This is a genomic window from Gemmatimonadota bacterium, assembly GCA_040882465.1.
Taxonomy (GTDB): domain Bacteria; phylum Gemmatimonadota; class Gemmatimonadetes; order Longimicrobiales; family Gaopeijiaceae; genus JBBEBG01.
The window spans coordinates 38,938-62,285 of record JBBEBG010000016.1 but is presented as its reverse complement, the minus strand read 5'-3'; the positions used below and the strand labels follow the sequence as shown (position 1 = coordinate 62,285).

22 protein-coding genes are annotated in these 23,348 nt (G+C 66.6%); 17 read left to right on the top strand and 5 right to left on the bottom strand.

Translation table 11 applies throughout. From position 1 onward, the window contains the following. Positions 1–100: 100 nt before the first annotated feature. A complete protein-coding gene (locus WEG36_04505; protein ID MEX1256862.1) occupies positions 101–295 on the bottom strand; it encodes an Rdx family protein in 195 nt (64 codons plus the stop codon). 156 nt (positions 296–451) lie between these two features. Here WEG36_04505 and WEG36_04500 point away from each other — a divergent pair, with 156 nt between their 5' ends. From WEG36_04500 to WEG36_04465, 8 genes are all read left to right on the top strand, one after another. Beyond that, complete coding sequence (locus WEG36_04500) at positions 452–904, top strand: hypothetical protein (protein MEX1256861.1); 453 nt, start codon at positions 452–454, stop codon at positions 902–904. A gap of 190 nt (positions 905–1,094) precedes the next feature. Beyond that, complete coding sequence (locus tag WEG36_04495) at positions 1,095–1,979, top strand: hypothetical protein (protein ID MEX1256860.1); 885 nt, start codon at positions 1,095–1,097, stop codon at positions 1,977–1,979. After that, positions 1,976–3,037, top strand: a complete 1,062-nt coding sequence (locus WEG36_04490; GenBank protein MEX1256859.1) for a hypothetical protein — start codon at positions 1,976–1,978, stop codon at positions 3,035–3,037. Before WEG36_04495 ends, WEG36_04490 begins: the two co-directional genes overlap by 4 nt. Before the next feature lie 5 nt (positions 3,038–3,042). After that, positions 3,043–3,495 carry a DUF6152 family protein gene (locus WEG36_04485; protein ID MEX1256858.1) on the top strand — a complete coding sequence of 151 codons (453 nt, stop codon included), beginning with the start codon at positions 3,043–3,045 and terminating at the stop codon, positions 3,493–3,495. A 152-nt stretch (positions 3,496–3,647) separates the two neighbouring features. Then, entirely contained in the window at positions 3,648–5,543 is a 1,896-nt protein-coding gene (locus WEG36_04480) for a GspE/PulE family protein (protein ID MEX1256857.1), read from the top strand. After that, positions 5,540–6,310 (top strand): J domain-containing protein, encoded by a 771-nt coding sequence (locus WEG36_04475; protein ID MEX1256856.1) that lies wholly within the window; start codon positions 5,540–5,542, stop codon positions 6,308–6,310. Before WEG36_04480 ends, WEG36_04475 begins: the two co-directional genes overlap by 4 nt. A 7-nt stretch (positions 6,311–6,317) precedes the next feature. Then, positions 6,318–8,666, top strand: coding sequence for a HEAT repeat domain-containing protein (locus WEG36_04470; GenBank protein ID MEX1256855.1), 2,349 nt, complete (start codon positions 6,318–6,320; stop codon positions 8,664–8,666). Positions 8,667–8,698: 32 nt separating this feature from the next. Continuing rightward, positions 8,699–10,042 (top strand): HD domain-containing phosphohydrolase, encoded by a 1,344-nt coding sequence (locus WEG36_04465; protein MEX1256854.1) that lies wholly within the window; start codon positions 8,699–8,701, stop codon positions 10,040–10,042. On the opposite strand, the gene WEG36_04460 is transcribed toward WEG36_04465, so the two are convergent. Genes WEG36_04460 through WEG36_04450 form a run of 3 tightly spaced genes read right to left on the bottom strand, consistent with a single transcriptional unit; the run spans position 10,039 to position 11,591 of the window. Next, positions 10,039–10,521 carry a DUF6644 family protein gene (locus WEG36_04460; protein MEX1256853.1) on the bottom strand — a complete coding sequence of 161 codons (483 nt, stop codon included), beginning with the start codon at positions 10,519–10,521 and terminating at the stop codon, positions 10,039–10,041. The genes WEG36_04465 and WEG36_04460 overlap by 4 nt on opposite strands. Positions 10,522–10,524: 3 nt before the next feature. Further along, on the bottom strand, positions 10,525–11,079 hold the full coding sequence (locus tag WEG36_04455) for a DUF6644 family protein (GenBank protein MEX1256852.1): 555 nt from the start codon (positions 11,077–11,079) through the stop codon (positions 10,525–10,527). Positions 11,080–11,087: 8 nt separating this feature from the next. Next, complete coding sequence (locus tag WEG36_04450; GenBank protein MEX1256851.1) at positions 11,088–11,591, bottom strand: hypothetical protein; 504 nt, start codon at positions 11,589–11,591, stop codon at positions 11,088–11,090. A gap of 148 nt (positions 11,592–11,739) precedes the next feature. Between WEG36_04450 and WEG36_04445 the strand changes: the two genes are divergently transcribed. After that, complete coding sequence (locus WEG36_04445; GenBank protein MEX1256850.1) at positions 11,740–13,305, top strand: ATP-binding protein; 1,566 nt, start codon at positions 11,740–11,742, stop codon at positions 13,303–13,305. Further along, on the top strand, positions 13,302–14,966 hold the full coding sequence (locus WEG36_04440) for an FAD-dependent oxidoreductase (protein MEX1256849.1): 1,665 nt from the start codon (positions 13,302–13,304) through the stop codon (positions 14,964–14,966). The genes WEG36_04445 and WEG36_04440 overlap by 4 nt, the downstream gene beginning before the upstream one ends. A gap of 65 nt (positions 14,967–15,031) precedes the next feature. Here WEG36_04440 and WEG36_04435 read toward each other — a convergent pair whose 3' ends face one another. Further along, positions 15,032–16,993 carry a pyrroloquinoline quinone-dependent dehydrogenase gene (locus WEG36_04435; protein MEX1256848.1) on the bottom strand — a complete coding sequence of 654 codons (1,962 nt, stop codon included), beginning with the start codon at positions 16,991–16,993 and terminating at the stop codon, positions 15,032–15,034. A 174-nt stretch (positions 16,994–17,167) separates the two neighbouring features. Here WEG36_04435 and WEG36_04430 point away from each other — a divergent pair, with 174 nt between their 5' ends. The 7 genes from WEG36_04430 to WEG36_04400 all read left to right on the top strand — a co-directional run bounded on the left by WEG36_04430 (position 17,168) and on the right by WEG36_04400 (position 23,318). Beyond that, positions 17,168–17,830 (top strand): hypothetical protein, encoded by a 663-nt coding sequence (locus tag WEG36_04430; GenBank protein MEX1256847.1) that lies wholly within the window; start codon positions 17,168–17,170, stop codon positions 17,828–17,830. A 122-nt stretch (positions 17,831–17,952) separates the two neighbouring features. Beyond that, the gene (locus WEG36_04425; GenBank protein MEX1256846.1) at positions 17,953–18,105 is read left to right on the top strand and encodes a hypothetical protein; all 153 of its coding nucleotides are present in this window, start codon (positions 17,953–17,955) and stop codon (positions 18,103–18,105) included. A gap of 108 nt (positions 18,106–18,213) precedes the next feature. Further along, positions 18,214–19,386 (top strand): bifunctional glutamate N-acetyltransferase/amino-acid acetyltransferase ArgJ, encoded by a 1,173-nt coding sequence (gene argJ / locus WEG36_04420; protein MEX1256845.1) that lies wholly within the window; start codon positions 18,214–18,216, stop codon positions 19,384–19,386. A gap of 47 nt (positions 19,387–19,433) precedes the next feature. Further along, a complete protein-coding gene (locus tag WEG36_04415; GenBank protein MEX1256844.1) occupies positions 19,434–19,988 on the top strand; it encodes a hypothetical protein in 555 nt (184 codons plus the stop codon). Between the two features lie 16 nt (positions 19,989–20,004). After that, the gene (locus WEG36_04410; protein ID MEX1256843.1) at positions 20,005–21,093 is read left to right on the top strand and encodes an HD domain-containing phosphohydrolase; all 1,089 of its coding nucleotides are present in this window, start codon (positions 20,005–20,007) and stop codon (positions 21,091–21,093) included. Positions 21,094–21,241: 148 nt separating this feature from the next. After that, the gene (locus tag WEG36_04405; GenBank protein ID MEX1256842.1) at positions 21,242–22,450 is read left to right on the top strand and encodes a 2,3-bisphosphoglycerate-independent phosphoglycerate mutase; all 1,209 of its coding nucleotides are present in this window, start codon (positions 21,242–21,244) and stop codon (positions 22,448–22,450) included. Between the two features lie 4 nt (positions 22,451–22,454). Then, the gene (locus tag WEG36_04400) at positions 22,455–23,318 is read left to right on the top strand and encodes a tetratricopeptide repeat protein (GenBank protein MEX1256841.1); all 864 of its coding nucleotides are present in this window, start codon (positions 22,455–22,457) and stop codon (positions 23,316–23,318) included. The last annotated feature ends 30 nt before the right edge of the window (positions 23,319–23,348 follow it).

The window sequence follows — 23,348 nt, the reverse complement described above, 5'->3', positions numbered from 1 at the left end:
TCCTGAGGGGAGGAGCCCCTGGTGCAAACCGCGAACGTGGACCACCACGACCGCTGGTTTAACCAGCATAGGCCTCACCTAAAAGCTCCGGCAAGGTGCTTTACAGGACCCTAACGTTCCTCACTTCGAAGACCCCCGGGAGAGAGCCCGGGGAATCCCCCGCAATTTCGCAAAGCTCGCCCTGAAAGAACGTGAGGAGCCCCTGGGCATACCAGGAAGCGCGACGGACCCGGCGGCACCGAGTGCAGCTTTCGATCGAAACTGTCGAAGCTCCGGGAGTGGGGGATGGACGCACGAACAGAGATCCCGAGTTCCGCGGCACCGATCGGTGCGTTGACAATCCGGGGACGCGTCGAGCATGAATATCAGGACTGCAGGGGTCATCCGTTATGATGGATCTGCCCTCGGGCTCGGGTCCACCATGTCCCGAAGGTAGAGAGGAGAGATGCGCATGGCTGCGAAGGTTGGGATCGGAAGGACCGTAATCGCCGCGAGCCTCGGACTCGTCGGGGCCGCCGCGTCGGTGCGTGCGCAGGAGCCGGCCCCGGGTCCCGCCCCGGTCGCCTCCATGAGCCGACTCATGGTAGACTTCATCTATCCCGCCTCGGACGCCGTCTTCTACATCGAATCCCGCACTCCCCAGTCGGGCGAAGAGTGGAACGAGCTGGTGGGGTGGACGCTGATGCTCGCGGAGTCGGCGAATCTCCTGATGGCTCCGGGCCGGGCGTACGATCAGGACCAGTGGATGCGGGACGCCGCCCTCATGCGGGCCGCCGGCGCGGCTGCGTACGAAGCGGCGCGGAACCGCGACCTGGCGGCGCTTGTCGCCCTGAGCGATCCACTTTATGAGTCGTGCACAACCTGTCACCAGCACTATCGGCCGGAGTATCGCGGGGTGCGCTGACGGCCGATCCGACGGGGTAGAACGATTGGGGTAAATAGATCGGCGCACACTCGGCGCACACTTGGACACCTCCCCTTCCCCGGGGAGGGGATCGGAGGCTCGCCTCAATCTTGCCCCATGGCTCCTCTCCCCGTAGCGTCGAGGAGGGGTTAGGGTGAGACTGTCACCTCCAGCATTCAGGGACGAGGACATGCGGCAGAAACTTCTGACTCCCTCAGGCCGCGCCGCACGCCGGGTGGCCATGGGGGCCTTGGTGGCGGGCCTGCTCGCCCCGGTGGGGGCGTCGGCTCAGGCGGGGGAGATTCCCCGGAACGCTTCCGGGCGTCCCGACCTGAACGGGCTCTGGCAGGCACTGGGGAACGCCCACTGGGACATCGAGCCCCACGCGGCTCGCGCCGCTCTCCAGATGCGGGAAGGCCCGGTCGTCCCGGTCCCCGCAGCGGAGGTGCTCGCGCTCGGCGCGGTCGGCTCGGTTCCCTGGTATTGGGGAATCGTGGAAGGGGGAGAGATCCCCTATCTCCCCGAAGCGCTGGCCATTCGCGACGAAAACCGCGTGAACTACCTGGATCGCGACCCGGAGATCAGGTGTTACCTGCCGGGGGTGCCCCGGGCGACCTACATGCCCTTTCCGTTCCAAATCTTCCAGAGTGAGAGCAAGTTCTTCATCACTTACGAATATGCGGGTGCGGTGCGGGACGTTTACCTCACGGACCCTGGTCCGCCCGAGGTGGACAGCTGGATGGGACAGTCGGTCGGCAGTTGGGAAGGCGACACTTTCGTGGTACGCGTCTCGGGCTTCAACGGTCAGGCTTGGTTCGACCGGGCCGGGAACCACCACAGCTACCAGATGACGGTGGAAGAGCGGTATACGCTGATGGGCCCGAACCACCTCCAATACGAGGCGAGGATCGAGGACCCGCAGACCTTCTCGAGACCCTGGACGATTCGCCTCCCGCTCTACCGCCATGTGGACCCGAACGCCCGGCTGGGACAATTCAAGTGTGTGGAGTTCGTGGAAGAGTTGATGTATGGACACCTTCGGAGGGTCCCGATCGGATCCGAGGAGCCACGATGAAGGCGCGAACCACGATTCCGTTGCTGGCCCTGTCTATCGCGGCCGCGTGCGTTGCCACTCCCGCGGCGGCGCAGGCGCAGTCTGGAAACTCGAACTGGGTGGCGCCACGGACTCCGGAAGGCCAACCCGACCTTCAGGGAAATTGGACAAACGCCACCGTGACCCCCTTCGAACGGCCCAGCGGCGTGGGTCCCGTCATGAGCGCCGAAGAGGTCGCGGCCATCCGGGAAGCCGCGGAGACGCGGGCCCAGTCGCTGACCCGTCCGAGCGACCCGAATCGGCCCGCGCCCCCGGTCGGCGGCGACGGATCGACAGGCGCCGCCGGCGGCGTGGGCGGATACGACGGGATCTACATCGACCGCGGCGATGCGGTCGCGGTGGTGCGGGGGGAGGCGCGCACTTCGCTTGTGACCTTTCCCGCCGACGGCCGAGTCCCGGCCACGACGGAAGCATCCCGAGCCGAGCGCCTCGAATACGGCCGGTCCTCACGGGCTGGCGGCGCGTACGACCACCCGGAAAACCGGCCGCTCGGAGAGCGATGCATCATGTCCTTCGGGTCGAACGCGGGCCCGCCGATGCTCCCGAACGGGTTCTACAACAACAACTACACCATCGTGCAGACCGCCGACCACGTCGTGATCATGACGGAGATGATCCACGACACGCGCATCATCCGAATCGGGGACGGACCGAGGCTTCCCCCGGATGTGCGGCCCTGGATGGGTGACTCCTGGGGGCGTTGGGAGGGGGATACTCTCGTCGTCGAGACAACGAACCTCCATCCCATGCAGCGCTTCCGGTCGAACTCGTCGGACAATCTCAAGGTCATCGAGCGGTTCACCCGTGAGGATGAGGACACGATCGTCTACCACTTCACGATTGACGACCCCTCGGTTTATGCGGAGCCCTGGGGTGGGGAAGTCCCCCTCGAGTCCATGGGGAACGAACTGATCTACGAGTATGCTTGCCACGAGGGGAACTACGCGCTCTCGAACATTCTGAGCGGCGCACGGTACCAAGAACGGCAGGCGGCGCAAAACCAATCTGAACCGAGGTGAGCACCATGAGATGGGTCTTCGCGAGCATGGCCCTGGTGGCGTTGGCTGCCGGCCTCCTCCTGATCAGTTCGACACCCTCGGCGGCGCACCACGCCTTCGGGGCCGAGTTCGATCCCGATGCGCCGATCCGGCTCGAAGGGCCGGTGGTCCGGCTCGAGTGGGTGAATCCCCATTCCTGGATTCACCTCGAGGTGACCACCGAGGACGGAACGAAGGAAGTCTGGATGGTCGAGGGCGGGACGCCGAACGTCCTCCAGCGGCGCGGGCTCCGGAGGGACTGCCTCCCGATCGGGACAGTCCTCATCGTGGACGGCTACCAGGCGCGCGACCACTCCCTCCGCCGGGCCAACGCGCGCGACGTGACCTTCACGGACGGTCGGACCTTCTTCGTCGGATCACTCGGCACCGGTGCCCCGTACGAGGGGGCTCAGCCGGCGGCGAGCAGCGGAGCCTGCTGATCGCGGGAGGGTGTGACGAGGTCGGGCGGGCCGCGATTCTCGCGTCGTCGCCGAGTTGGAGCTAGCGTGCGCTCAGGGTTCGTTTTTGCCGCCGGCCGCTCTCAACGGGACGGCCGACGTGGACACCCGCTCTTCGGGGGAAGGACGATGGCGTGAAGCTCGGCCAACTTCTCGTCCGGAAAGGCAAGCTGGACTCAGAGGCGCTTCGCGCCGTCCTAGCAAAGTCGGAGAGCGAGAAGTGCTGGCTGGGTGAAACGTTGGTCCGAATGGGCCTGGTCTCGAAGCGGGACATCCTCGACGCCCTCCAGACCCAACCTGAGTTCGTCTACGATCTCACCACCCTTCTGCAGGTGGACCCCGAGGTCGCCCGTGTTCTTCCCCAGCGAGTCGCCGAGCGGATTCCGGCCCTCGTCGTCGCCCGAGTGGGGGAGGAGCTCACCGTGGCGATGGACGATCCCCTCGACTTCGGGGCCACGGGCCGACTCCAGGCCCTCACCGGCGCTCGGATCGTCCCGGTGCTCGCCGACCGAGCCGATCTTTTCACCGCTATTCGCTTCCACCATTCCCACGAGTCCGCTTCGACCGCTGTAGTGCCCTCGGAACGGGAAATGCCCACGCTCCTTTCGCCTGGGCGCTCCCGGACGGCGGATTCGATGGCGGAAAAGGGTGAACTGGGCGCCCTCGTGCTCTCCCCGGATGAGGAGGCGCTCCTCCCGGCCGAGCTCCTTGCGGGCGTCTCTGGCGAGTCCGGTGAAGGACTCCCCAGCGCGGTTCATCTCCAGAATCTGATTCTCCACGAAGCACTGCGGGAGCGTGCCTCCGACATCCATATCGAGCCCCAGGCGGACCACCTCGTGATTCGCAACCGGGTGGATGGGCGCTTGGTCGAAAGCCAGGTGATGCCCAAGTGGATGCACGCCGGGCTCGTGTCCCGGTTCAAGGTCCTGGCTGAAATGGACGTGAGCGAACGCCGTCTCCCCCAGGACGGACGATGCCGGGTGAACGTGGACGGGAGAGAGATCGACTTGAGGGTTTCGACGCTCCCGACGCTCGCGGGAGAAAAGATGGTCCTTCGCATCCTCGACAGGCACACGCAGCTGATGGAGCTCGAGGAGTTGGCGCTCGAGCCTCGTCAGTTGGAGCTCGTGAAGGGACTCCTGACGCATCCCCAGGGGATGATTTTGGTCGTCGGTCCGACCGGCTCGGGGAAGACGACGACTCTCTACTCACTTCTCCAGCGGATCGACACCGACAGCCTGAATGTCGTGACAATCGAGGACCCCATCGAATACCAGCTCCCGGGAATCACGCAGGTCCCCATCCGGGACAAAATCGAGCTCACCTTCGCTAAGGTCCTCCGTTCCGTCCTCCGCCAGGACCCGGACGTGATCCTCGTCGGGGAGATCCGTGACGAGGAGACGGCGGAGATCGCAGCCCGCGCGTCGGTCACGGGCCACCTCCTTTTTTCGACGCTCCACACGAACAGTGCGGTCAGCACCGTGGTGCGGCTCCTCGATCTCGGCGTGACCCCGTTCATGTTGAGCTCCTCGCTCTTGGCGATCATCTCCCAGCGGCTGGTTCGGCGGCTCTGCCATCACTGCGCGGCGCTTGCCCGTCCCGATCCGGCCGTCCTTCGTTCCCTCCATCTCCCCGTGGATGGACAGCGTTACCTGGCCCCGAGTGGTTGTGCCGAGTGCCAGGGGCGGGGATACCACGGGCGCGTTCCGATCTTCGAGATCCTGAGTGTGACGGATCGTTTCCGCGAAGGGGTCGTGCGAGGAGCGAGCCAGGGTGAGCTCACGCGGCTCGCGGAAGAGGGGGGAATGCAGACGCTCTGGGAAGCGGGGATGGCGAAGGTTCGCCAAGGCCTCACGAGCCTCGACGAGATCGCGCGAGCGGTCCGGGAGACGGGTGCGCCGGAGGTGTCCCGGGACGCCAGGTCCGCTGATGCGGAGAGTTCCCGGATTGCATCGCCGGCTACCCCGGCGCTCGGCGCCGGGCCAGCGCCCGGAATCGTTCCCCCCAACGGCGTGGCCGAGACCGGATGAACGCGCCATCGGACCTGTACGCCGTCCTCGGCGTGGATCCCGGAGCCGACGCCGAGCAGATTCGGGAAGCGTATCGCCAGCGGGCCCGCGCCTGCCACCCGGATCGGGTCGCCGGAATGGACGCGGAGTTGAGGCATCTGGCCGAGAACAAGATGGTGGAGTTGAACCAGGCCTATGCGATCCTCCGTGCGCCGGCGCTCCGGGCCAAATACGATGCCGAACGGACGAGTGTTCTAGCCGGCTCCGCTCCGTCCGTCCAGAACGGAGCGCCTCCGAGAAGTGGCCGAGACCGGACCTCGAAGACACCTCGCGGACGGATGGAGGATGCGGCGCTCGTGACACGCGCGGCCGTGGAGCAGCTCCGCGGGCGTGTTCGGAACGCGGCACCCGACTACCGCTGGTCGGAGTTCCAGGCCGCGGGGACCTCGATCGCCCTGGAGGCCACGCGGGGCCGCCGCCGCCGCCGGCTTCTCGTCGTTGTGGCGGACCGTTTGGACGAGGGTGCTCTGCGCGGAATCCTGACCCGGTTCGAGACCCTCGCCCGCACCCTCGAAGCGAACTGGTGGCGCGACGACCGCGTCCTGGGAATCGCAGGTGCTCTCCGCTTCACCGACCCGGAAAAGCTCCTTCGCACGGTCGAGGCCTTCAACGCCGAACAGGCGAGCGCCAAACGGCCCCTTTCCGCGGTCATGGTGGACCTCCTGAGCTGGAGAACGGCGCCAGGGAGCCCGGAGTTGGACGATCACCTGCGGTTCGAGGGGCCCTAAGCGAGCAATGGCGTCCCCCGAGGTGGTACCCGACCGCACCCGCCAGACCCTCCTCGACGGTGCGATTCGGGAGCTCGGTTTCGCCGTGCAGGCGATGGAACTGTATCCGGCGGGATCCCCGGTGGTGACGGAGGCGATCCAACGCGCGCACGCGGGCCTCTTTCCGCTCCTCCGGCACGGACCGGTCCAACTCGACGTCCTCCCTTCTAGTTTTCGAGCGGACGGCCGGGAGATTGGAGAGGGGAACGCCGTCGTCGGGAGACTCGCGGGGAAGCTCCATCACCGGCGCGTGGCCCGACTCGACCTGGATGCCCTCCTCGTTCCCGAAACCCTCTCGGGGCTCGCCGAGGCCCTCGGGCAGGACCGCGCGGAGTTGGAGGCGCGGGGAGGGTTGGATCACTACCTCCAGTCCCGCCACCTCCCAGGGCTCTCCGCGACCCTCCTGCAGTTGGAACAAGCCTTCCAGGAGGATGGGCGCGCCGTCGAGGGGGATCAGGCGTGGGACACCCTGCTTCTGGGCTTTCAGGTGGCACAGGAGCGACCTGACATCAGCTGGCAGACTCTCGCGGCCAGTCCCGAGAAATTCAGGGCGCTCCTCGAGTGGCTGGTCAAGGGAGCCGACATGCCGGAGGAGCTGTCGGCGCACTCACGGGTGGACCTCCTGCGGCTCGCGTGCCAGAACGCGGGCCAGGCGGCGATCGGGATGGGCGCTGCCCAATTGGAGTTGATCCTCCGCGAGATCCGCGACGTGTACGCGGGCATCCACCCTGAGGTGTGGATGGAGCTTCTCGCGGAGCCGATGACCCTCGAGGAGGGGATGGGGGGCTTCACGGAAGGGGATGGCGACGCGGGGAGTCGGGTGCCCTCACCGGGTACGGAGGGTCGGGAAGAGCGGGCGGGGCCGGTGGACCTCACCAAGGCGATCGCACGCGGCCTGGAGCGCAGTCAGTTGGAGGAGCTCATCGTCTATTCCGTCGAGAACCGGGGCCGCGCATCGTCTCGAGTCATGCAACTCTTCTCGCGGATCCTGGAGGGGCGGGAGGACCGCAAGGAGATCGCTGAGGCGGCCATGGCCGCCCTGGCCGGAAAAAAAGGCGGGCCCGACGACTCCGCCGGCCTCCTGCAACACTGGCCGGACCTCCAGGACGTCCTGCTCGGGGAGGATCCCGGACCCTTCGTGAGCCGGCGGTACCAGGCCACCCTCGAGCTGCTCGATACGGAAGGCGCTGGGTCCGAAGAGTTTTGGCCGATGGAGCGGATTCGGCCGCGCATGAGGGAGATGGATCCCACCTTCCTCCTGCGCCGGAAGAGCGAGATCTTCCTCTCTCTCCTCGAGCGGGAATCCGAAGTCGAGGAATACCTGCTCCTCGCCAACGAGCTGGAGAAGGCGCTTCCGGAGTTCGTCGTGCATCAGGAGTACGACCTGGTGGAGCGACTGATCGCCACGTTCGCTCGGCACCGGAAGGTCGAGGATGGTAGGCCGGTCCGGCAGCGCGACGTAGCCGAGCAGGTGCTCGACCGCTTCTGCAATCGCCACACCCTTCTCCAGCTGGTGCGAAGCTTCCTCGGAAAACCCGCGCGAACGGTAGAGGCCGGCGCTCGCATCTTTCCGCACCTCGGGTCACTCGCGATTCCACCGCTCTTCACCGCGCTCTCGCAAGAGAAGTCGAGGCCGGGGCGGCTCCTCCTGCTCCAGATCCTTTCCCGCATGGGCCCGGGAGTGGGTCCCGCGATCGAGGCACACCTGTATGACGAGCGATGGTACGTGGTCCGGAATCTCGTCTCGATCGTGCGCGAGATCGGAGATCCCCAATTCGTTGAGCACCTTCGAATCACGATCCGCCACCCCGACGCGCGGGTGCGGCGAGAGAGTGCGCAGGCACTGGCGAACATCGGAGGAGCGGCCGCCGGTGAGCTTCTCATCGCCGCGGTGGACGACGAGGATCGCGAGACCCAGGTGGCTTCGATCCAAGGGGTAGGAAAGAGTGGGCTTATTCGGGGAGTGCCTCGCCTCAGGCCGATCCTTCGTCTTTCTAACCGCCGGGGGAATAACAGCGACCTCATCGAGGCCGCCGCCGTCGCGCTGGGAAGGCTTGGGGACACGGAGTCGGTTGGGAGGCTCCAGGAACTTTCCCGTACTCCCTGGCTTTATGCTGAGCGGCGCCGCTCCGTCGCGCTCGCGGCCCGGTGGGCCCTCCAGTCGCTCGGAGTTCGGCCGCGGCGGGGAGTGGCGAGAACGCTCGCGCGGTGGCTCCCCTGGTCGAGATCGGAGGAAAAGGATCGCCCCGGAGTGCGGGACACGCCGGACTCGTCGGGCAGAGCGGAGCCTGGTACCGAAGCGGGGGCAGGACTTTGAGCGCGAAGAGCCTCCGCGAGGAGTTCGCTGAGGTGTCCGCGCTTCTCCTTTCCGCGGCCCGAACCCAGGCCCTCTATCCGCCGGGCCACCATCGGGCGCAGGAGGCGATCCGCGACTGCTACGTTCGGCTGCGCACTCTCCTCCAGGACCAACGGCGTTTCCGCATCGCCCTGGTGGATGAAGAGTTCATCGTGGGAAGCGTACAAGTCCCCGTCCGGAGCCCCGCCCTCCAGGGCTTCGCGGAGAGCCTTCGCCGAGCCGGAATCGGTCGGGTGGCGTTCCACGAGGGGCTCCTCCAGTGGGAACTCGAGCAATTCCTCCGCATCCTCGCCACCGAGAGCGCCGCGCTCGAGGAGGAAGGCGGGGTCCAGGCGATTCTCGATCGCGAAGGGGTGCAACACCTGAAGGCGGGACCGCTTTCCGTTCAGGAAACGAGCGAGGCCGAGGGGGACAGTCTCGTCCGCGCGTGGGAGATCTACAGCTCGGGGATCAAGACGGTCAAGAAAATTCGGCACGCGGCGCGCGCGCGCGGGAGGCTCGAGCACCTCGATGAGGCGAAGGACCTCGCGCACCGGCTGGTGGGCGTGGCGGCGGAGGAGGCGCATCCTCTCCTCACCCTCCACGCGCTCAAGGTGCATGATGCCTATTCCTTCACGCACTCCGTGAACGTGGCACTCCTGACCCTTGTGTTGGCCAAGGCTCTCGAGTTCGACGCGCGCGCTCTCCACGAGATCACGCTCGCGGCCCTCCTGCATGACATCGGAAAGGAGCGGGTGCCGCTGGAAATTCTGAACAAGCCCGGAAAGCTGACCGCCGAGGAGCGGGAGGTCATGGAACGCCATGGGCCCGACGGCACGAAGATGCTGGCGAGCGCGGCGGGTGTCGGCGACCTCGCGCCGATCGTTGCATACGAGCACCAGCTCGCCTACGAAGCGGACCATCCCGACTCGGGGAAGTGGCCACTCCATGTAGCATCGCAGATGATCTGCATCGCCGATGTCTACGACGCCCTTCGATCGGTGCGGCCGTACCGCGGGGAGCTTCCTCCGGACGTCGCCATGCAGATCATGCACGACGAAGTGGCGGCGAAGTTCGACGCCGATCTCTTCGAGGGCTTCGCCCGACTCGTCGGCTTTTACCCCCCGGGGACCTGTATCCGCCTCACAAGCGGGGCGGTGGGCGTGGTTCGTCGTTCGAATCCGCACGATCCTCGCCGTCCGCGCATCCTCGTGGTTCTAGGCCCCGATGGGGCGAGCCTGTCTGAGCCGGACGAGTTGGACCTTTCGCGCCAAAATGGGAGCCGGGAAATATTCGGCGACGCGCAGGAGGTGGTGGACGGGGAGTCGGTCGGGATCGACCCCTTCGACTACCTCTAGGAAAATCCGATCCAGCGTCCCGCGGCGGCCACGGTGAACCAGAGCACGATGGACACGGCTCCCGCGAGGCGGGTCCGAAGGGAGGTCTCGATCCGGTCCCTTCGGACGAGCGTCTCCCGTGTCCCGAAGGTGAAGACGATCGCCAAGGGAAGCGTCGTCATCTTCACCCAGAAGGAGTCGTTGATGAAGTAACGGGCGGCCGCGTTCGCGGAAAACATCAGATAGCCCGTGATGATCATGAGAAGGAGTCCGGTCACCAGCCATGGGCGCGCATGCCGGATCACATTCGGAATCGGTTGGTGTTTGATTCCGGCTCCGAGGAGGCGGAGATCCACGATCAGGATCGCCCCGGCCAGGACGCAGAGGCTCAGAAGATGGACCGCCTGCACGAAAGGAAAGGCCCAGACGGACGTCCGAAGAAAGCCGGCCGCGCCCGTCGCTTCAGACCACTGGAAAAAGGGGAATAGGGCGTCCCTCACCTGTTATTCCCCCTCCACGACACACCCCGCCGCCCAATTCACGAAGTCGGAATGAGGCTGGAGATCGCAGTCGAACCAGTTGTATGCGGTGAAGCGACCTGCCACGACCACGATGATCCAGGTGAAGATCGAGACCGCTGCCGCCACGCGCGCGGCGCGCGGGGGCCTGGGGTCTTCGTCCCACTCCGACACCTTCCGGTGGATCTGCGAGTGGAAGAGCCAGACGTTCACCCCCGCCAGGACGAGTGCGACCATCTTCATCCGAAAAAAGAAGTTCTGGTAATATCCGGCCGGATTTGAATAAAAGAGAGGGATTCCAGTGGTCACCATGAGGGCAAAACCAATTCGCGACCAGGGCAGGAGATTCCGGGTGAAATGGGAGGCCGGAATTCCCTTGAAGGCCAGGCCCAGAAGGCGCAAGTCCATCATGAGGACCGTTCCCACGAAGAGCCCGAGAAAGAGGACGTGCGCGGACTCGAGGAACGACCACACGTAGAGCGACTCGATGAGCGCAACGCTCCAACCCGTGTTCCCGAGCCACTGAAAGAATTCGAGCATTCAGGAGCTCAGGGCGTGGCGACCGTGCCGGGCCGAAGGGTTTCCACGGCGTACGTCGCGTGGCAAACCGTGCAGGCGTTGTAGATTTCGCCCCCGACCTCGAAGACGGCGGCTTCGTCTCTCGCCGCTGCGGCCGCGATCGCGCGTTGGGCCACTTCGGTGAGCGCCCGCGACATTCCCATCCAGTCCCCGTCATCCACCGCACGTCCCTCCATCATGAGGAGGTTCCCGGATTCCGCGATGACGTACGCCGCGTTCCGGACCGCGTCCCACTCCTCGAGCGTCTGGGGCCGGATCTCCAGCGTGCCGGCGGCGTCCACAATCCACCCTACGGCGTCCCAATAAACGTCCGCCGCGGGGTCGAGGATCGCGCTCATGATCGTGGGGACGTCCGCCACGGGCGTGAAAGGGGCGTCCGAGGCCGACCCGGAGCCTCCATCTTCGGGCGCGCACCCCGCCGCAAGCGCGAGGAGCGCCGCGCAGGTCGTCGAACGAACGCGATCGATGGTCATGGGGCCCGAGTCCTCTCCGAGGAGCGCCGGATGCCTTCGTCTTCCCCCCGCCGCGGCCGGAGTTCCGGGGTGGGAGGGGACAACGAAGGAGGAGTATGACCCGGCGCCTCATTCCTGTCCAGGGCATGGGGCGTGGGCGCCGGGAGGGTTGAACCCACGCATTGACACCGCCTCGGAGCGCGCACAGGTTGGCCTCTCAATCCGCGTCTGCACCACTCGATTTCTTCCGGCCTTCCATTCGCCCAGCATGACTTCGCCTGCCGAACCCTCTCCCGCGACCCTCGAGGAGCTCCGGCGGGTCCCGGTCATGGAAGGAATCCCCGATGAGGTCCTCGAGTGGTTTCTGGCTCGGTCGGACGTCGTCGAGTATGCGGACGGCGCGGTCACCATGCGGACCGGCGATCCGATCGACCATCTCTTGTTCATCCTGGCGGGTTCCGGCGACTTCCACATGGATGTGAAGGGAAGGCTGGTCCACTGGTTCACCTTCAGTCAGGATCCGCCCACCTTTGGCGTCGGGGGGGTCATCCCCTATTCCAGGCTCGTGAACTCGCCCGGCTGGATGTACGCGCGGGGCCTGCTTCGCGTCGTCCGGCTTCACAAGGTGCATTTTCGCGAGTTGGAGCAGGTGAGCCCCGAGCTCGTGCAGCGCCTGATCGCGACGATGACGGAGCGGGCGCGCTACTTCGCGACCCGAAAGATCCAGGAAGAGAAGATCAGCGCGCTCGGAAAGCTCGCCGCCGGACTCGCTCATGAGCTGAACAATCCCGCCGCGGCGATCCAGCGCACGGTCACGGAGTTGTCCAACAGACTCGAACGGAATTACGAGCTGACGGCTCGGCTCATCGAAAGCGGCATGGCGGCCGACGATGTGCGCAGGGTCAACGAGCTGGTGGCGCGCGCGGCGGAGCAGGCGGGGGGGCTCCAGAGCGGACTCACGGCACGGATGGATCTCGAAGATGCGCTGAAGGAACGCCTTGCTTCGCGCGGTGTGGCCGACCCGGAAGCCCTTGCCGAGACGCTGGTCGAGACTGGAGTGAACGAGGAAGGGCTGGAAGAGATCTATCGGGCCGTCGAACCCGAGCGGTTTCCCGCGCTGATGCGATGGCTCTGTAACATCCTCCTTTCTTCCCGAGTGATTCATGAGGTGGGGGAGGCGTCCACCCGCATTTCAGCGCTCGTCAACGCGATCAAGTCCCATGTCTACATGGACCGGTCGCACACGAGACAGCCGGTGACCGTCCACCGGGGACTGGACGATACGCTCACGATCCTGAACCACAAGCTCCGGAGGAAAAACATTCAAGTCGAACGAAACTTCGAGCCGTCGCTCCCCGATCTGCTGGGCTACGGGGGCGAGCTGAACCAGGTCTGGACGAATCTCATTGACAACGCGATCGACGCGATGGGCCAGGAAGGCCGGCTCCGCGTCACGACATGCCGGGAGGGCGGGGCCGTTCGCGTGACGATCGCCGACGATGGGAAGGGGATTCCCTCCGAGCACCTGAGCCAGATTTTCGATCCCTTCTTCACGACGAAGCAACAGGGTGAGGGAACCGGGATCGGTCTCGACATCGTGCGGCAGGTCGTGGATCACCATCACGGTGAGATTCGGGTCAATTCCGTCCCCGGAAAGACTGAGTTCCACGTGATTCTTCCCCTGAGCCCTCCCCCGACACCCGACTTCCACCCGGACGAGGAGGAAACGGTTTGAACCACCCCTTCATCGTCCTCGTGGACGACGATCGCCAGGTGATCCGGGCTATTCTGCGAGATGTGCGGAGCCGGTATCGCGACGATTACCGCGTCGTCGGGACGGAGTCCGCGAAAGAGGCCCTCGAGCTTCTCCAGGAGCTGAAGCTGAAGGGCGAGTCGGTGGCCCTCGTCATTTCGGATCAGCGCATGCCGGAAATGGAGGGAGTCGCTCTTCTTCAGAAAGTGCGCTCGCTGCATCCGGAGGCGGGACGGGTCCTCCTCACGGCTTATTCGGACATCGAGGCCGCGATCCGGGCGATCAACGACGTCAAGCTCGACTACTACCTCCAAAAGCCCTGGCACCCCCCGGAAGAGAAGCTCTATCCCATCGTCGACGAGCTTCTGGCGGATTGGAGCTCGGAGTACCATCCGGAGGAGGAAGGGATTCGCGTCGTCGGGTACCAGTGGTCGCCGAAAAGCCATCATATCAAGGAGTTCTTCACGGGAAACCTGGTTCCGTACACCTGGACCGATGTCGAGCTCGAGGAAGAAAAGGCGGAGGGCCTGCTCCAGGGGGCGGGGGTCTCACGGGAAGATCTTCCGCTGGTCGTCTTTCCCGATGGCACGACAGCTACCGACCCGACGCTCGTGGATCTCGCGTCGAGGATCGGACTACAGATGAAGGCGACGGGGGAGGTTTACGACGTCGCGATCATCGGCGCGGGACCGTCCGGGCTGGCCGCTGCCGTGTACGGCGCGAGCGAGGGGCTCCGGACGCTTCTGGTCGAGCAGCAGGCTCCCGGCGGCCAGGCGGGGACGAGCACCCGCATCGAAAACTATCTCGGCTTTCCGAAAGGGCTTTCCGGAGCCGAGTTGACGCGGAGAGCACTGGCGCAAGCCACCCGTTTCGGGACGGAGATCCTCACGACCCAAGGGGCCCGCGGCGTCGCCATCAAGGATCGCTACAAGGCCATCTGCCTCTCGGACGGCACGGAGATCCACAGCCGCGCGCTTGTGATCACGACGGGGGTCGCCTACCGAACGCTGGCGGTGGAGGGAATCGACCGCTTCACGGGCGCCGGCGTGTACTACGGGGCCGCCGCCGTCGAAGCCCGCGCCTGCAAGGGGGAGGTGGTGTTTGTCGTCGGGGGCGGAAACTCGGCCGGCCAGGCGGCCATGGCACTGAGCGCCTTCGCACACGAAGTGAACATCCTGACCCGCGGTGAAAGCCTCGCGCGCACCGCGTCGTCGTACCTCATAGACCAGATCGCGGAGGCGGAGAACATCCGGGTGCGCCCCTTCACGGAGGTCGCGGGAGCCGCCGGAGACAGAACGCTCGAAAAACTCACCCTCCGCAACACTACGACCGGCGCAGAGGAGGTCGTGGATGCCCGCGCCCTCTTCATCTACATCGGCGCCCGTCCAACGACCGATTGGCTCGGGGACTCGGTTCTGCTGGACGACAAGGGATTCGTCCTGACCGGGCGAGAGCTGATGAACGCAAAACCCTTCCGCTCGCGCTGGAAGCTGGACCGCGATCCCTCACTCCAGGAGACGAGTGCTCCCGGAGTCTTCGCGGCGGGAGATGTGCGCTCGGGGTCCATGGCGCGGATTGCCTCGGCGGTCGGCGAGGGTGCGATGGCCATCAAGCAGGTGCACGACTACCTGGCGAGGACCTGAGAGGCGCGCGCCGGACTCGCCGCGCACAGGGCCCCCCGCTGTCCACCGGTCTCCCGGCGTCGCGCTCAGTCCAGCGCGAGACCGACGATCCCCGCCTCGTTCCCGGCGCCCACCGCCACCGCGATGTACTGCCGCCCGCCAACCTCGTAAGTCATCGGCGTCCCGTTCGGGGTTCCGGGGAGCGCGATCTCGTGCAGCTGTCGGCCGGTCGCCTTGTCGAGGACGAGGAGGGCGGGTCCGCCCTCTCCGCCGTTCCGAGCGCCCTGGTGTCCGATGAATAGGAGGGTCTCCGTGACGAGCGGCCCCGTCATCGAGCCGCCCCCCTGAGGACCCGGGTCGGGAAGGCCCATCCCGATGACGCGCTGGCGCGCCCCGTCCCCGAGCGGGATCTGCCAGACCTGCTCACCGGTGTCCAGGTCGATGGCGGTGAGCCGGACGTGCGGCCCCTTCACGAGGGGGAGTCCCTGGGGCCCTCCGATGGCGGTCGTCCCGCCGCGCACGTACCGGAAGTCGGAGCGCTCGGGGTTCGCTTCGACAAGCTGTACGACGATGGGGCCGGTCCGCGAGGGGACGTAGAGGATCCCCGTCGAAGGATCGAGTCCCGCCCCGGGCCAATTCGCGCCGCCGAACCACCCGGGAAAGTTGATCGTTCCCCGCTCCGAGGGCGGCGTAAAAAGCGGCCCATAGTCGAAGGGGGCCACGATCCGCCCGGCCTCGGCACGGAGCTCCGGGGTGAAGTCAATCAGGTCGTCCAGGGTAAGGCCCTGCCGCTCGAAGGGGGCCGGGCGGGTGGGAAAAGGCTGCGTGGGGGAGAGTTCCTCGCCGGGGACGGTGGACGGAGGAACCGGGCGCTCTTCGATGGGCCAGACCGGCTCTCCCGTCGCTCGGTCGAAAACGAAGACGAACCCGTGTTTCGTGATCTGCGCGACCGCGCGCACGGGGCGTCCGTCCACCGTCAGGTCCGCGAGGGTCGGCGCGGCGGGGAGGTCGTAATCCCAGACGCCGTGGTGCACGACCTGGAAGTGCCAGATCCTCTCTCCCGTCTCGGCGTCCAGGGCGACCAGGCTCTCTGCGAAGAGGGTGTCGCCCGGGCGGTGCCCACCGTACCAGTCGTTGGTCGGGGTGCCGACCGGGAGGTACACGATTCCGAGCTCCTCGTCCGCGCTCATGACCGTCCAGACGTTCGTGTTGCCCGTGTATTCCCACGAACCCTCTTCCCAGGTCTCGTTTCCGAACTCCCCAGCCTGCGGGATGGTGTGGAAGGTCCAGCGCACCTCCCCCGTCCGCGCGTCGAAGGCGCGCACGTCACCGGGGGGCGCCTCCATCCGCTGGGGTCCGTCCGAGATAGAGGAGCCGACCACGACCAAGTCGCGAATCACGAGCGGGGGTGACATGACCGTGTAGGCGTTCCGGGGGACCGGGCGGCGGAGTCCCTGGGTCAGGTCGATCCGCCCAGCGTCGCCGAAGTCCGCCACCGGCTCTCCGGTCGAAGCGTCGAGCGACCAGAGGTGGGCGTCCCCCGTCGCGACAAAGACCCGGCGCTCGTTCCCCTCCGACCAGACCGCGACCCCCCGCGTGTTGTAGCCGAGGTTCGTCGGGCGTCCCGCCTCGTAGCTCATCGGGTCGAAGGTCCAGAGCTCTTCACCGGTCGCGGCGTCTATGGCGGAGACGAGGCTGAGGGAGGTCCGGACGTAGAGGACGCCGTCCACCATGAGGGGGGTGGCTTTGAAGGCCCCGGCGGAGAGCGAGGCGTTCGCCGAGGCGAGCGCGTCATCAGGGGAAGACCAGACCCAGGCGACGGACACGTCTCGGACGTTGTCCGCGTGGATCTCCGCGAGGGGGGCGAACTGGGTGCTCCCCGCGTCCCCGCCGTAAGCCGGCCAGGTGCCCGCCGGCGCTCCCTGCTGCGCCCCGGTTCCTTCGAGTGCGGAAAAAAGCCCGACTGCCAGGAGAAGGAGGCACGTCGTTCGACGCGCCTTTGGGGCGCAGAGGGATGCTGGGAGTCGGTTGGATCTGAGACGGGACATATGCTCCCCTACGCTAGGGTGCGGCCGCGGCCCGAGCAAGCGTACCGGGGGCGACGAAGAAGCCGCGCTGATCGAGAAAACAGGGACGCCGTATCCTGCAATGGGTCGGATATCCGGCGCGGGGCGCTGGAAAATCTCGGCCTCGTCGCACGCTCCGTTCCCCGGAGGAGGAATATGCGTCCCAGGAGCCCGATTGCGCTTGCGGTCGCGCTGGTCTTGCTCGTGAGTGCGCTCTGGCTCGGGCAGGGTGTGCTCCAGCGCCGGACCAACGTGCAGGCCGCGCAGGCGCCCCGCTTCACGGTGGACCCATTCTGGCCGAAGCCGCTTCCGAACAACTGGCGGCTCGGCTCGGCGATCGGCGTCTGGGTGGACGACCAGGACCCACCCCGGCAGTTCCGGAATCCGGTCCACTGCGCCGACCGCGCGCGCGACGGGCTCGTTTACGTCTGCGACCGGCAGGCCAATCGGATCCAGGTGTTCGAGGCAGACGGCACCTTCGTCCAGGAAGCCTTTTTCGCCCCTCGATCGCTCCGCTCCGGCTCCACCTGGGACATCGCCTTCTCCCAGGACCCCGCGCAGCGGTACCTCTATCTCGTGGACGGCGTGAACGAAAAAGTGCGGGTCGTGCTCCGTGAGACACTCGAGGAGCTGACGAACTTCGGTGCGGGGGGCCGGCAGCCGGGGCAGTTCTTCGGCGTGCACAGCATCGCGACCGACTCGCAGGGCACCATCTACACCACCGAGACCTACGAGGGAAAGCGCATCCAGCGATTCGTGAATATGGGGGAAGGACCGGTCACGGTTCGGGACCAGGGCGTCCCCTGGCCGGAGCCATGACCGGCGAGGGGAGACTGGAGTCCCTCCCTAAGCCAGTGCAACCTTGTTCATGAACCTTTTTCTCGCCCTCCCACGTAAGAAAGCGCAGAGGGGTTCGGTTCCACCTCGGCGCGAGGACAACCTTGAGAGTCGAGTTCACCGTCGAAGAGCGCATCCGCCGGCTTCTCGGCCAGGCCCGCGAGGCCGAGGCTCGAGGGGAGGCCGCGCTCGCCCGCGTCTTCAGCGAGATGGCGCGCGACCTCCGTCCCGCACCGGCCCCGCGGCTCTCGCGGTAAGGGCCCGTTGCCGGGACCCTGGTCCCGAGGCCAGATTTCGGCGCTGATCCCCGTGGGTCGGCGCCTTTTTTCTTCCGCCCGCCTCCCTCACTCGCGCACCGCCTCCGTATGACCTTTCACGATCGTCCCCGGCTCCCACGCGGATTCCGCAGCGCGGGCCGCCACTGCGGGATCAAGGAAAAGGCAGGGGAGCTCGACCTCTCTCTCTTCGTGTCCGAAGTCCCGGCGCGCGCCGCCGCCCTCTTCACGCGAAATCATTTTCCGGGGGCCCCCGTGGTCGTCGGGCGGGAGAGGTTGCGCGGCGGATGGTTGCAGGCCGTCGTCGTCAACTCGCGGGTGAGCAACGTCGCGACTGGTGCGGCCGGGATCGCCGACGCGCGGGAAATGGGGCGCCTCGCCGCAGAAGAGCTCGGGATCCCCGAGAAACTCGTCCTGATGAGCTCCACCGGAGTGATTGGCCGGCGGCTTCCCCTCGAGAAGATCGCGCGTGGCCTGACGGGGATGTCGGGGGAGCTCGGCGACGATCCGTTCCCGGGTGCCCGCGGGATCATGACGACGGACAGCGCCCCCAAGGTTCTTTCGCTGGCCGTGGGCGACGCGACGCTGACCGCGGTAGGGAAGGGGGCGGGGATGATCTCCCCGAACCTCGCGACGATGCTCGTTTTCCTCTTCACGGATGCAGACCTCTCCGGGCTGGATCTTCACGCGCTTCTGATGAGCGCCGCGGACGACACCTTTCACTGCCTTTCGGTGGACACGGACACGAGCACATCCGACACGGTCGCACTCCTGGCCAACGGAGTGGCGGGAGGGGTGCCGGAAAGCGAGTTCGTTCGGGCGCTTTTCCACATCTCCCTCCGCATGGCGGAACTGGTTGCGCGTGACGGGGAGGGGGCAACCAAGCTCCTCAGAGTGAGGGTGGACGGGGCGGCTACGGACGCGGAAGCGAGGCGGGTGGCGAAGTCCGTCGTGGATTCTCCGCTCGTCAAAACCATGGCCTACGGCGCGGACCCGAACGTCGGCCGAATTCTTATGGCGGTCGGCAAGTGTGTCGATTGCACGATTCTTCCGGAGCGGACGCAGGCGAGCATCCAGGGCGTTCAGGTCATCCGCAATGGTGTAAGCGCCCCATTTGACGACACCGAGGTACGATCCTTGCTCCAAAGTGACCCCGTGGAGATTGCCATCTCACTCGGGGTAGGGGAGGGGGCGGGGATCGGGCTGGGATGCGATCTTACGGAGGGATACATCGAGGAGAACGCGGCCTATGCCTCGTCCTGAGCGATGAAGCTGGATCCGGCCCGGGTGATGCCGGGAAAGGGAAAGGTATGCGAAGCCTTCTGATGGTGTTGGCGGTATCGGCCCTCACGGGCCCGGGCATCCCGGTCGTGGCGCAAGAGATGCCGGCGGACCGGCAAGCCTCTCTGGACACATACATCCGTGTCCTTTCTACGCACTTTCGCCTTCCCCAGACGGAAGTGCGGATCCTGACCGAGGGACGGGTCCCAGCGGACGAACTGCCCGTGGCGCTCCGTCTGGCCCGGTTTTCGGGGATCCCTCCGGTTTCTCTCCTCGCCCAGCGACGATCGGGCGACAGCTGGCTCGTGATCGCGCGCCGCTACAACCTGGGAGCGGCTTCCTTCCACGTGGCGATCCCGGACGGGCAGGTGGACCCCTCGGTGGCAAGGGTGCATGGCCTTTTCCGCGACTCGCCCCCTTCCCAGTGGGACGCGATCAACCTGACCGACGCCGAGTTCATCGCGTTGGCCAATCTCCTCGTCCTGAGCTCCGAGACCGGTGTATCGCACGGACAGATCTTGGAGGCGCGGGCGGCCGCCGGCTCCTTCGTCGGCGCGCTCTCCAGGGTGTCGGTCCCGCGCTGAAGCGCGGAGGGATGTGATGACCGGACCGGACCTGAATAGGCACCGGATCCTCATCGTAGACGACGAGCCGATGAACGTCCGCGTGCTCACTCGGATGCTCGCGAGCGCGGGGTACACGGAAGTCGCCACGACCTCGGATCCCCGAGAGGTATTGACGCTTTTCCGTAGCTTCGATCCGGACCTCCTCCTCCTCGACCTCCGAATGCCGTACCTCGACGGCTTCCAGATCCTGGAGCTCCTGACCAATGAAATCCCGGCGGGTGAATACTTCCCGGTGCTCGTCCTCACGGGGGACCTCGCCACCGACGTGCGTGAGCGAGCCCTTCTCACGGGGGCGCGCGACTTTCTCACAAAGCCCTTCGACCTGACCGAGGTCCTTCTCCGGATTCGAAACCTCCTCGAGACGCGGGCCCTTCACCTCGCCCTGAAGGAGCACAACGAAACGCTCGAAGACCGGGTGCGCGAAAGGACGCGCGAGCTCGCCGACGCGCAGGTCGAGATCCTGCACCGGCTGGCGCTCGCGGCCGAGTACCGGGACGACATCACGGGGCGCCACGCGGAGCGGGTAGGGCTTCTCTCAGCGCTCCTCGCGCACGAGTTGGGACTTCCTCCGGAGGAGGTGCAGCTCCTCCGCAGAGCGGCCACCCTCCACGACGTCGGAAAAATCGGGGTTCCCGACTCGATCTTGATGAAGCCGGCCAAGCTCTCCCGCGAGGAGTTCGAGCTCATGAAGGGTCACACGGAGATCGGTTCCCGGATTCTCTCCGGGAGCCGTTATCCCCTCCTCCGGATGGCACGTGAGGTCGCGCTCTCCCACCACGAAAAGTGGGACGGGTCCGGGTATTCGTTGGGGTGCTCGCGGGACGAGATTCCGCTCGTCGGACGAGTCGTCGCGGTCGCGGACGTCTTCGATTCGCTCACCCACTCTCGGCCCTACAAGGGAGCCCTCTCGTTCTCCGACGCCGTCTCTCTCATCCTCGAAGGGAAGGGGAATCACTTCGATCCCTTGATCGTGGACGCCTTCATCGAGCTCGTGAACAGGGACGAGGTGACGGGGCTGGACGAGAAGCTCAGGGCGACCTTCTCAACCGATGCGGGGGCGTGACCACCTGAACCCTTCCAGGAAGGGGCCACACTCGCGGCCCGCGGAGGCGCCTGGATCCCGCCATCTCGCGGCGGGGACCTGACGGTTCACGCTCCCTACGCGGGTCGGTATATTCGACCGTCCTTCCCATCCCCCGGACCAACGACCGATGAGCCGCATCCGGATCCCAGACGCTCTCGTGGAGACAGGCGGCGGTACGATCCTTCTCGTCGTTCTCGACGGCCTGGGCGGACTTCCCGATCCGGAGAGCGGGAAGACCGAGCTCGAAACGGCCGCGGCACCGAACCTCGACGCGCTCGCGGCGCGGAGTTCTCTGGGAATGCACATTCCCGTCGCTCCCGGCGTCACTCCCGGAAGCGGTCCAGCCCACCTCGCCCTCTTCGGCTACGATCCGACCGAGTTCCTGATTGGGAGAGGCGCGCTGAGCGCGCTCGGCGTCGGCTTTGAATTGAAGCGCGGCGATGTCGCCGCCCGGCTGAACCTCGCCACATTCGACTCCGAGGGACGCGTCGTGGATCGTCGGGCGGGGCGTCCTTCCGACGACGAGGGGCGTAGGGCCGTAGAGATCATGCGGAGCGAGGTGCGGCTTCCGGACGACGTCGAGTTTTTCGTCCTCCACGAAAAAGAACACCGAGCGGTGCTCGTCCTGAGGGGGGAGGGGCTGGCGGCCGACATCGCGGAGACGGATCCCCAGGAAACCGGCGTCCCGCCCCTCGATGCGGTAGCCCTGGCCGCGGGGTCCGCGCGCACGGCCGAGCTCTTGCGGGTCTTTCTGACCGGGGCGCGCACGGCGCTGGCAGGCGAGTCTCGAATCAACGGAGTCCTCGCGCGTGGCTTTGCGCTCCACGACGGCATTCCCTCGATCCAGGAGCGCTTCGGAATGGGGGGCACGGCGGTGGCGGCCTATCCGATGTACCGGGGGGTCGCGCGCCTCGTCGGGATGGACATCCCCGGGGCGCCGAAAAACGACGACGAGGCGGTGTCCCTTCTCGAGGAACACTTCGGGACCCACGCCTTCCACTTCATCCACTTCAAGGCGCCCGACGCGCGAGGGGAGGACGGCGACTTTGCCGGTAAGGCTGCGGCGATCGAGCGGGTGGACGCCGTTTTCCCCCGCCTCCTGGCCCTGGGCGCGGACGTGGTCCTCGTCACCGGAGACCATTCCACGCCGGCGGCGATGCGCAAACATTCCTGGCACCCGGTCCCTTTCCTGCTTGCCTCCTCCTGGGCCCGCCCGACCGGGCGCGCCTTTTCCGAGTCGGCGTGCCGAGGCGGAGACCTCGGCACCGTCGAGGCGCGGCACCTCATGAGCCTCGCCCTCGCGCACGCGGGACGGATGGCGAAGTTCGGAGCCTGAGCCGGTGACGGACGCATTGGGTCCTTCGCCGGCGGTGGATGCGCTGCTCCGGACGGTCCTCGCCGCGGTACAGGGGGAGGAGTGGGAGGAAGCCGTTCGCGTGTTGGAGGAGGGGCTCGAGTCCGAACCCGGCGATCCCTATCTCCTCTGCTGGCTCGGACTCGCGGAGCGCGAGCTCGGTTTGGAGGCGGCCGCGACCGAGCACTTTCGGATGGTTCTCGACACAAGCCCGCAGGATCCGGTCCTCCTGGCCACCACGGGGAACGCCCTCGCCGCTACGGACGATCCCGCGGCGGGCCTGGCCCTCCGCACTGCCGCCCTCCTGGCGCCGGAGCTCGCACAGGCGCGCTGGATGTACGGTGCCTTCCTCGCACGCGAGGGGATGGTCTCCGACGCGCTGGAAGAGCTCGAAGCGGCGGCGCGGCTCGAGCCGGACGACCCCGTGATCTACTTGGAGATCGGCGTCGCGCGCGCGCTCGCGGGTGAGATGGAGTTGGCGGCGAACGCGTTCGGCCGCGCAATTGAGCTCGATCCGGAAGATGGTTGGCCTCTTCTCTTGCTCGGGCTCGCCCGCGTGGAGCTGGGTGACCTGGAGGAGGCTCTTGGACCGCTCGACGAGGGGGCGAGACTCCGTCCGGAAGATCTCGAGGCCCAGCTTCTCGCGGCGCTCGCGCTCGCGGCGGCGGGGTGGGAGGAGCGAGCGATGGAGATGCTCGAGCGCGCGCGCGTGGGCACGGAGCCGGGGGACGAGGACCGCCTGGCCGAAGTGGACGAACGGATCGAGGACGGCCCGGAGGCCGCGCTGGCCTGCCTCGCCGAGTCTCTGGGGCCGTCGTCCTTCCGCGAACGTCTCCTCCAGAGACCCTGACCGACGGCCGGAATTTCTCCCGGGAGACGC

Bases quoted from the DNA above. Each gene is read 5' to 3' on its own strand.
- WEG36_04500 (MEX1256861.1), top strand. From the start codon at position 452: ATGGCTGCGAAGGTTGGGATCGGAAGGACCGTAATCGCCGCGAGCCTC.
- WEG36_04495 (MEX1256860.1), top strand. From the start codon at position 1,095: ATGCGGCAGAAACTTCTGACTCCCTCAGGCCGCGCCGCACGCCGGGTG.
- WEG36_04490 (MEX1256859.1), top strand. From the start codon at position 1,976: ATGAAGGCGCGAACCACGATTCCGTTGCTGGCCCTGTCTATCGCGGCC.
- WEG36_04485 (MEX1256858.1), top strand. From the start codon at position 3,043: ATGAGATGGGTCTTCGCGAGCATGGCCCTGGTGGCGTTGGCTGCCGGC.
- WEG36_04475 (MEX1256856.1), top strand. From the start codon at position 5,540: ATGAACGCGCCATCGGACCTGTACGCCGTCCTCGGCGTGGATCCCGGA.
- WEG36_04470 (MEX1256855.1), top strand. From the start codon at position 6,318: ATGGCGTCCCCCGAGGTGGTACCCGACCGCACCCGCCAGACCCTCCTC.
- WEG36_04455 (MEX1256852.1), bottom strand. From the start codon at position 11,079: ATGCTCGAATTCTTTCAGTGGCTCGGGAACACGGGTTGGAGCGTTGCG.
- WEG36_04450 (MEX1256851.1), bottom strand. From the start codon at position 11,591: ATGACCATCGATCGCGTTCGTTCGACGACCTGCGCGGCGCTCCTCGCG.
- WEG36_04435 (MEX1256848.1), bottom strand. From the start codon at position 16,993: ATGTCCCGTCTCAGATCCAACCGACTCCCAGCATCCCTCTGCGCCCCA.
- WEG36_04430 (MEX1256847.1), top strand. From the start codon at position 17,168: ATGCGTCCCAGGAGCCCGATTGCGCTTGCGGTCGCGCTGGTCTTGCTC.
- argJ (MEX1256845.1), top strand. From the start codon at position 18,214: ATGACCTTTCACGATCGTCCCCGGCTCCCACGCGGATTCCGCAGCGCG.
- WEG36_04415 (MEX1256844.1), top strand. From the start codon at position 19,434: ATGCGAAGCCTTCTGATGGTGTTGGCGGTATCGGCCCTCACGGGCCCG.
- WEG36_04410 (MEX1256843.1), top strand. From the start codon at position 20,005: ATGACCGGACCGGACCTGAATAGGCACCGGATCCTCATCGTAGACGAC.
- WEG36_04405 (MEX1256842.1), top strand. From the start codon at position 21,242: ATGAGCCGCATCCGGATCCCAGACGCTCTCGTGGAGACAGGCGGCGGT.